Here is an 8,237-nt window from a genome sequence, read left to right as displayed (position 1 = left end):
CCCCATTCCAATGCGCCGGCCGTGCCGACCGCCAACACACCGGCGGCCACCATGGCGGCGCTGAGTGACTTCATTCGCATGCTCTGACTCCTGGTTCGGGTGGATGCGGAGCCCAGCGTCCGCATGACCGACAAGGTAGGCCAGCGCGGTTAAGCCACGGTTAGACGAGCGTGAAGCGAAAGTTAAGAGGGGCGGACTCGGGCGGGCGGACGGGCGGACCGGCGCTCGTCGGCTGCGGTGCGCGCGGTGGGTGTCGCCCAAGCTACTGCGCCGGTTCCTTGCCCAGCCGCTGCCCGGCGGGCACGGCAGTCACACCGGCCCAGCGCACGCTCACCCGCAGCCCGCCCATCGGTGAATCGCCGAGCTCCACGCTCGCGCCGTGTGCGGTGGCGACGTTGCGCACGATCGCCAGGCCCAGGCCGGTGCCTGCGCCCTCGCCGCCGCCGTGGCGATAGAAGCGATCGAACACGCGCTCGCGCTGTTCGGGCACGATGCCCGGCCCGGCGTCGTCGACCTGCAGCGTGGCCAGGCCGGCGTCGCTGAACACGCGCATCTGCACGGTGCTTGCGACTGGCGCGTGGCGCACCGCGTTGTCGGCGAGGTTGCGCGCCAGTGCCGCCAGCGCGGCGGCATCGCCGTTCACCGCCACCGGCTCGCTGGCCAGCAACTCCAGCTCGACGCCGCGCGAGACGGCGTAGGGCACGGTGTCGGCGAGCGCCTGGCGCACGACCTCACCCAGGTCAAGCGGCTCGCTCACCAGTGCCCCCGAGCCGGGCTCGCTGCGCGCCAGGGTGAGCAACTGCTCGACCAGGCGCGCGGCGCGATCGATGCCGGCGGCGAGCGCATCGATGGCGACGCCACGCGCCGCGTCGCGCGGCGAGCGACGCAGCAACTGCAACTGCAGCTTGAGCGCGGTGAGCGGCGAGCGCAGCTCGTGCGCGGCGTCGGCCACGAAGGCGCGCTGGGTGGTGAGGCTCTGGCCCAGGCGCTGCAGCAGGCCGTTGAGCGCTTCGACCAGCGGCGCGATCTCGTCGGGCAGGCCGCGCGTGGGCAAGGGCTCGAGCGAAGCTTCGCTGCGCTGGCGCACGTCGAGAGCGACCTGCCCCAAGGGCCTCAGGGTGAGCAGCGCGATCCACCAGATCGCCAACGCCAGCAGCGGTGAGACCCACAGCAGCGGGCGCACGCTGTGCAGCGCCGCGTCGGCCGCCAGTTGCTGGCGGATGCGCAGCGGCTGCGCGACCTGGATCACGCGCTCGCGCGTGGCCACACTGAAGGTGCGCCAGGTCTCGCCGGCCACCGACGCGTGCGCGAGACCCAGGTAGGCGCGCGTGGGCAGCGCGCTGTGCGCGCGCGAGGCATAGATGCTGCGGCCGTCGGCGGTCCAGATCTGCACCACGAAATCGAGTTGCTCGTCGGCCAGCGCGCGCGCCTGGTCGGGCGCGATCTCACCCTGGTCGCGCAGTGAAAGCGCCATCTGACGCAACTGGTAGTCGAACAGCGCCTCGGTCTCGGCCAGCACGGTGCGGTAGGTCACGCCGCCCATCACCACCGCCGCGAGCGTGAGCAAGGCGCCCAGCAACAGCAGCAGGCGAGCACGCAGCGAGTTCATGCAGACCAGGGCCTTTTCACACTACGGCGCCGCCGACGAAATAGCCGACGCCACGCACGTTGCGAATGAAATCGGCACCGAGCTTGCGGCGCAGTTGGTGGATGTAGACCGACACGGCGTTGCTTTCCACCGCGTCGCCCCAGCCGTAGAGACGGTCTTCGAGCTGCGCGCGCGAGAGCAAGGCGCCGGGGCGTGTCATCAGCGCTTCGAGGACGGCGAACTCGCGCGCCGAGAGCGTGACCGGCCGGCCGCCCTGGCTAACCTGGCGCGTGGCCGGATCGAGTGTCACGTCGCCGTGCGCGAGCAGCGGTTGCGCGCGCCCGGCATGGCGGCGCGAGACGGCGCGGATGCGCGCCTGCAGTTCGTCGAACTCGAACGGCTTGACGAGATAGTCGTCGGCGCCCGCGTCCAGGCCGGCCACGCGCTGGCCGAGCGCCTCACGCGCGCTGATCACGATCACCGGGGTGGTGTCGCCGCGCGCACGCAGACCGCGCAGCACGGCCAGGCCCTCGCTGCCGGCGGGCACGTCGACCGCGGGCCCGGCCGATGCACGCTCGGGCGGCAGGCCGAGGTCGAGCAGCACCAGGTCGAAGCGCTCGGTCGCCAGCGCCGCCTGGGCCGCCGCCACGTCGCGCACCCAGTCCAGCGCATGCCCTTCGAGCTTGAGCGCAGCGCGCAGGCTCTCGCCGATCATTCGGTCGTCCTCGACCAGCAGCAAACGCATTTCGCCCGCACCTCCGGCCTCGACCAGGCGCCCCTCGTGCGGGGGCGCTGCCCGAGAGGCTAGCGCAGATGCGGATCGACTATCGCGCCGCCGTGCGGCAGCGCAAGCATCATGGTTTACCCGTTGCCGCCGACCCATTCCGGCGCCGGCTTCGATCCGCTGCGGTGTCGGCCGCGGCGGCAGCGCCGGCCTGTCGAGCCACGCGCCGCGCGCCGCGCGATACCGAGGCGGTTTTTCGCCGGGATAACAAAAGTACTGGACTGCTCCCGAGGTCGGCTTTATCTTCGCCGAACTTTTATCGGGTCCCGGCTCGACGGCACTCTCAAGAGTGCAACCATTGGGTCCAGGAGGCCATCATGTTTGTCAAGAACGCTTGGTACTGCGCGGGTTGGGACCATGAGCTGAGCCAGGGCAAGACCGCCGTGCTTTCGCGGCGAATCGCCGGCGAATCGGTCGTCCTGTATCGCAAGCTCGATGGCGCGGTCGTGGCGCTCGAGGACCGGTGCCCGCACCGGCAGGCCGCCCTCTCGCTGGGCCGCAAGGAAGGCGACTCGCTGCGCTGCATGTACCACGGCATGAAGTTCGGCCCGGACGGCCAGTGCAACGAAATTCCCGGCCAGACGACGATCCCCGAGCGGGCATGCGTGCGCGCCTTTCCGGTCGTCGAAAAAGACAACTGGATCTGGGTCTGGATGGGTGACGCGGTCAAGGCCGACCCCGCGCTGATCTGCTTTTCGGTCGGACCCGGCGACGCGGGCTGGAACATCAAGACGTCCCAGGTGCACGTCAAGACCAATTACCGCCTCGAGATCGCCAACCTAATGGATCTCACGCACATTGCGTGGGTTCACGATGCGACCTTTGGCGGCACACGCGAATACGAACTCGTGCGGCCCCGCATGACCATGCGTCCGCGCGGTATCGACAGCGACATCTGGCTTCGCAACGTGCCGGTGACGCGCTTCGCGCAGCACCTGTTTCCGCCGGACATGCGCTTCGACCTGCACTTCGACGTGCAGTTTTCCGTGCCGTGCAACTTTGTCCTGCACTTCAAGGTGTACGTTGCCGGCACGGCCACCGAGGGGCCGTCCGATGGGCAGTTGGTGCTGGACTCCTACTCTTGCCAGGCGGTCACGCCGTGCGACGCCGACTCGGTGCAGTACTACTACTCATGGGGCGCCAGCAGGGCGACCGACTCCCCGGGCTTGAGCGACCTGCTCAAGGAAGCGATCGACGCGGCCTTTCTCGAAGACAAGCTCACGCTCGAGGCGCAGCACCGCAACATCTCGGAAAAGCCCGACTTCAAGACCATCGACATCGTGCATGACGCGGGGCCCGGCAAGATGTTGTGGCTGCTCGACAAGATGTTGAAGGAAGAAGCCGCCGCGGAGAAGCGCGCGATTCCCATCGCCGCGACGGTGTGATTCGTCGCTTTCAATGACGCGACGGCGCGGCTTGGCCCCGCATCATTGCCGACGAGATGCCGCAGGTATCGGGCGGACGGACAAAAGGTATTGGACCGCCGCGGCGGCTGGTTTCTAAACTGACCGGCCCCGCCTGCTCGCCTGTGACGGCGCGGGCTCGAGGAGACCCAGCTTGCAGACCATCCAGCATTTCATCAACGGCGAATACACGCCGTCCGCCAGCGGCCAAACTTTCGAGAAGCGTTCCCCGCTGGACAACCGCCTGATCGCGCGCGTGGCCGAAGGCGGCCAGGCCGAGGTGGACGCGGCGGTGGCCGCGGCGCGCGCAGCACTGCGCGGCGACTGGTCGCGCATGAGCACCGAAAAGCGCGTCGCCATGCTGCACTCGGTGGCCGACGAGATCACGCGCCGCTTCGATGACTTCGTGGCCGCCGAGGAGGCCGACACCGGCCAGCCTCACCATGTGATCGCGCATGCCTTCGTGCCGCGCGGTGCGGCCAACTTCAAGATCTTCGCGGATGTCATCAAGAACGTTGCGACCGAGGCGTTTCAGATGGACACGCCCGACGGCCGCGGCGCCCTCAACTACGCCATTCGCAAGCCCAAGGGCGTGATCGGCGTCATCAGCCCCTGGAACGCGCCCTTCCTGCTGATGACCTGGAAGGTCGGGCCGGCGCTCGCCTGTGGCAACACCGTGGTCGTCAAACCTTCCGAAGAAACCCCCGCCACCGCCGCCTTGCTGGGTGAAGTGATGAACGCGGTGGGCGTGCCCAAGGGCGTCTACAACGTCGTCCACGGTTTCGGCCCCGCCGCGGCCGGCGAATTCATCACCCGCCACGACGGCGTCGACGCCATCACCTTCACCGGTGAAACCCGCACCGGTGCGGCCATCATGAAGGCGGCCGCCGACGGCATACGCGACGTGTCGTTCGAGCTCGGCGGCAAGAACGCGGGCATCGTGTTCGCCGACTGCGACTTCGATGCCGCGGTCGACGGCATTTTCCGCTCGGCCTTCCTCAACACCGGCCAGGTCTGCCTCGGTACCGAGCGCGTGTACGTCGAGCGGCCGCTCTTCGACCGCTTCGTGCAGGCGCTCAAGCTGCGCTGCGAGAGCGTGAAATACGGTCGCCCCAAAGATGCGGGCGCGAACTACGGCCCGCTCATCAGCCAGGAACACAAGCGCAAGGTGCTGTCGTACTACGAGCGCGCCGTGGCCGAAGGCGCCACCGTGGTCACGGGCGGCGGCGTTCCCCCGCTCCCGGCCGAACTGGCCGAAGGCGCCTGGGTGCAGCCGACCATGTGGACCGGCCTGCCCGAGACCGCCACCGTCGTGCGCGAGGAGATCTTTGGCCCCTGCTGCCACCTGCGCCCCTTCGACAGCGAAGAGGAGGTGCTGGACCTGGCCAACGACAACCGCTATGGCCTCTCAACCACGATCTGGACGCGCGATCTCGGGCGCGCTCACCGCATGGCCGACGGCGTGGAGGTCGGTATCACCTGGATCAACAGCTGGTTCCTGCGCGACCTGCGCACCCCGTTCGGCGGCTCCAAGCAATCGGGCATCGGCCGTGAAGGCGGCGTGCATTCGCTCGAGTTCTACACCGACCTGCGCAACGTCTGCATTAAATACTGAGGCACGCACGGCATGGACCAGCAAACGATAGACCGCTATGGCGACGAGCTCTACGAGGCGCTCGTGGCCCGCAAGGTGGTGGCACCGCTGCTCGAGCGCGAGCCCGGCATCACGGTGGTGCAGGCTTACGGCATTCAGCAGCGCATGGTGGCGCGCCGCATCGAGGCCGGCGAGAGGGTCGTCGGCAAGAAGATCGGCGTCACCAGCAAGCCGATCCAGGATTTTCTCGGCGTCTACGAGCCCGACTTCGGCCAACTCACGTCGGCGATGTCCAGAACGCAGGCCCAGGGCGTCGACCTCGCAGCGCTGATCCAGCCCAAGGCCGAGGCCGAACTCGCCTTCGTGCTGGAGCGCGACCTGGTCGGGCCCGGCGTGACCGTGATGGACGTGATCCGCGCCACCGCTTACGTCACGCCCTGCTTCGAGATCGTCGACTCGCGCATCCGCGACTGGAAGATCAAGATCCAGGACACGGTGGCCGACAACGCCTCGTGCGGCGTGTTCCTGCTCGGCGACGTGAAGGGCGATCCCCGCAAGATTGACCTCACCCTGGCCGGCATGGTGCTCGAGAAAAACGGCGAGCTGTTTTCCACCAGCGTGGGGGCGGCCGTGCAAGGCTCGCCGGTCAACGCGGTGGTCTGGCTCGCCAACACCCTGGGGCGCCTGGGCATGCCCTTCAAGGCCGGCGAGGTCATTCTCTCGGGCTCACAGTCGTCGCTGGTGGCGGTGAGCGACGGCGATGAACTGGTCTGCCATATCGGCGGCCTGGGCAGTTGCCGTGCCAACTTCTTCGGCAGGAGCGCGCTGTGAAGCCCACCTTGAATCGCGACGACATCGCAAGGCTCGCCGACCGCGTCGAGGCCGCGCAATTGAGCGCAAAGCCGATCCAGAAACTCACCGATGACTACCCGCAGATGGGCCTGGCCGACGGCTACGCCGTGCAGTCCGAGCTACGCCGACGCTGGATCGCGCGCGGGCATCGGCTGGTGGGCTGGAAGGCCGGGCTCACCTCCAAGGCCAAGATGGTGCAAATGGGTGTGGACGTGCCGTCGATCGGCTTTTTGATGTCCGACATGGCGCGCGCCGAGAACTCCGCAGTGCGCACCGACGACCTCGTTCACCCTCGCGTGGAGTGCGAGGTGGCGTTCGTGACCAAGGCGAGCTTGTCCGGCCCCCACTGCACGCGCGAGCAGGTGTTGGCGGCCACCGATTTCGTGCTGCCGGCCATCGAGATCATCGATTCGCGCTTCTCGGGCTTCAAGTTCGACCTGGCCAGCGTGGTGGCCGACAACGGCTCGTCGGCGCGTTTCGTTGCGGGCGGCAGGCCGCGCGCCGTCGGTGATATCGATCTGCGCACCCTGGGCATGGTGATGGAGAAAAACGGCGAAATCGTCGGGCTCGGCGCCTCGGGCGCCGTGCTCGGCCATCCGGCCGACGCCGTGGCGATGCTGGTCAAGGTGCTGTCCGAACTCGACGAAGAGCTGCCCGCGGGCAGCTTCGTGATGAGCGGTGGCATCACCGAAGCCGTCGCCGTCAAACCCGGCGACAGCATCGTGGCGCGCTACCAGGAACTTGGCAGCGTGTCGGTGCGGTTTATCTAGCCGCGGCGCGACCCGGGTTCCCGATTTCCACGCGTGGCGCCGAGCCCCTTGCCCTGGGCGCGGTGACCGCAGGCGAGCGCATCAGTCCAACCATGATTCCTGAAACGAGGTTCACGACATGACCGTCATCGAAACCGCCGTCGTCGTCGGCGCCACCGGCTCCATGGGCCAAGCCATCGTCCGGCGGCTCGCCGCCAGCGGCTTGCGGGTGGTGGCCGTGGCGCGCAGCGCCGAGTCCGTGCGGTCGCTGGCGGGCGAGGTCTCCGGTGTGGTGGCCTGCGCCTGCGACATGGCGCACGACGACGCCATCGACACCCTTCGGGCCGTCACCGAAGGTCCGGTGCGCATGGTCGTCCATGGGCCCGGCGTGCCCACGGCCGGCGGCGTGCTCGTCGCCCCGACCCAGGCCGTGGTCGACGCCGTCAACATCAAGGTCGGCGGCATGATGCGCTTGGTGCGCGCCGTCGATCATGGCCTGGTGCGGGGCTCGCGGTTGGTGGCCATCGGCGGGCACTACGGCTTCGAGCCCACCGCCTATGCGGCCACGGCCGGCGTGGCCAATGCAGCCCTGGCCAACCTGATGCGCCAGCTCTCGTGGGCCTACGGCGAGCGCGGCGTGACGGCGCACCTGCTGGCCCCCGGCCCGGCCGACACCGACCGCCTGCGGCGCATCGCCGCGGACCGTGCCGCGCGCGAGGGCATCAGCGAAGAAGCGGTTCTGGCCGGCATGAAAAAAGAGTCGGCCATCGGCGCCTTTACGACCGTCGATCAGGTCGCCTGGGCGATTGCCACTCTGCTGGCGCCCGAGGCCGACGCGCTGGCCGGCAGCACGCTTTTCATGGACGCAGGGCGCCGACGCGGCTTGCCTTGATACGACAGATCCCAGCATGCCCATCGTTGAGTTTCATTTGGCGGACAAGGCCTACGAGGACCATCAGCTAGAGCGCTTGCTGATCGAGTCGAGTCGCCTCTACGCCGAGGTGCTTGCCTGCCCGATCGACAGGGTGCGGGTGTTCATCAACCTGCACCCGCCGGGCCTGGCGGCGGTGGCCGGCGTGCGGGTCAGCCAGAGCGGCGCGCGCGCGCCCTACTTTCACTTTCTCGTGCTGCAGGGGAGGTCGCTGGAAGAGCGACATCGCTTGCTCAGCGGCTTTACCGACATCGTCGTGCGCGAGTTGAACGCCGATCGGGACACGGTGCGCGGCGGCTGCTGGCCGATCGCCCCCGAGAACTGGGCGATCGGCGG

At 68.5% G+C, this 8,237-nt stretch carries 8 protein-coding genes; 6 read left to right on the top strand and 2 right to left on the bottom strand.

What is annotated here, in order from left to right:
* Window positions 1-262 precede the first annotated feature (262 nt).
* Both RMO12_RS00345 and RMO12_RS00340 read right to left on the bottom strand, forming a co-directional pair.
* Entirely contained in the window at window positions 263-1,609 is a 1,347-nt protein-coding gene (locus tag RMO12_RS00345; protein WP_309637785.1) for an ATP-binding protein, read from the bottom strand.
* 16 nt (window positions 1,610-1,625) lie between these two features.
* Window positions 1,626-2,333, bottom strand: coding sequence for a response regulator transcription factor (locus tag RMO12_RS00340; protein WP_309637784.1), 708 nt, complete (start codon window positions 2,331-2,333; stop codon window positions 1,626-1,628).
* Between the two features lie 356 nt (window positions 2,334-2,689).
* Here RMO12_RS00340 and RMO12_RS00335 point away from each other — a divergent pair, with 356 nt between their 5' ends.
* The 6 genes from RMO12_RS00335 to RMO12_RS00310 all read left to right on the top strand — a co-directional run.
* A complete protein-coding gene (locus RMO12_RS00335) occupies window positions 2,690-3,757 on the top strand; it encodes an aromatic ring-hydroxylating dioxygenase subunit alpha (RefSeq protein ID WP_309637783.1) in 1,068 nt (355 codons plus the stop codon).
* Window positions 3,758-3,929: 172 nt separating this feature from the next.
* On the top strand, window positions 3,930-5,390 hold the full coding sequence (locus RMO12_RS00330; protein WP_309637782.1) for a 2-hydroxymuconic semialdehyde dehydrogenase: 1,461 nt from the start codon (window positions 3,930-3,932) through the stop codon (window positions 5,388-5,390).
* A gap of 12 nt (window positions 5,391-5,402) precedes the next feature.
* The gene (gene dmpE / locus RMO12_RS00325; RefSeq protein WP_309637781.1) at window positions 5,403-6,200 is read left to right on the top strand and encodes a 2-oxopent-4-enoate hydratase; all 798 of its coding nucleotides are present in this window, start codon (window positions 5,403-5,405) and stop codon (window positions 6,198-6,200) included.
* Entirely contained in the window at window positions 6,197-6,991 is a 795-nt protein-coding gene (dmpH, locus tag RMO12_RS00320; RefSeq protein ID WP_309625365.1) for a 2-oxo-3-hexenedioate decarboxylase, read from the top strand. Before dmpE ends, dmpH begins: the two co-directional genes overlap by 4 nt.
* Before the next feature lie 118 nt (window positions 6,992-7,109).
* The gene (locus tag RMO12_RS00315) at window positions 7,110-7,862 is read left to right on the top strand and encodes an SDR family oxidoreductase (protein WP_309625366.1); all 753 of its coding nucleotides are present in this window, start codon (window positions 7,110-7,112) and stop codon (window positions 7,860-7,862) included.
* A 16-nt stretch (window positions 7,863-7,878) separates the two neighbouring features.
* Window positions 7,879-8,237 (top strand): hypothetical protein (locus RMO12_RS00310; protein ID WP_309637780.1); only part of this gene is annotated, 359 nt, incomplete at its 3' end.

It is taken from the genome of Methylibium sp., assembly GCF_031393925.1.
Classification (GTDB): domain Bacteria; phylum Pseudomonadota; class Gammaproteobacteria; order Burkholderiales; family Burkholderiaceae_C; genus Methylibium.
Note: the sequence above shows the minus strand (reverse complement) of the source record. Positions and strands in the feature narration are given on the sequence as shown.

Excerpts from the sequence above, each read along its gene's own strand:
- RMO12_RS00345 (WP_309637785.1), bottom strand. The coding sequence starts at position 1,609 with ATGAACTCGCTGCGTGCTCGCCTGCTGCTGTTGCTGGGCGCCTTGCTC.
- RMO12_RS00340 (WP_309637784.1), bottom strand. The coding sequence starts at position 2,333 with ATGCGTTTGCTGCTGGTCGAGGACGACCGAATGATCGGCGAGAGCCTG.
- RMO12_RS00335 (WP_309637783.1), top strand. The coding sequence starts at position 2,690 with ATGTTTGTCAAGAACGCTTGGTACTGCGCGGGTTGGGACCATGAGCTG.
- dmpE (WP_309637781.1), top strand. The coding sequence starts at position 5,403 with ATGGACCAGCAAACGATAGACCGCTATGGCGACGAGCTCTACGAGGCG.
- RMO12_RS00315 (WP_309625366.1), top strand. The coding sequence starts at position 7,110 with ATGACCGTCATCGAAACCGCCGTCGTCGTCGGCGCCACCGGCTCCATG.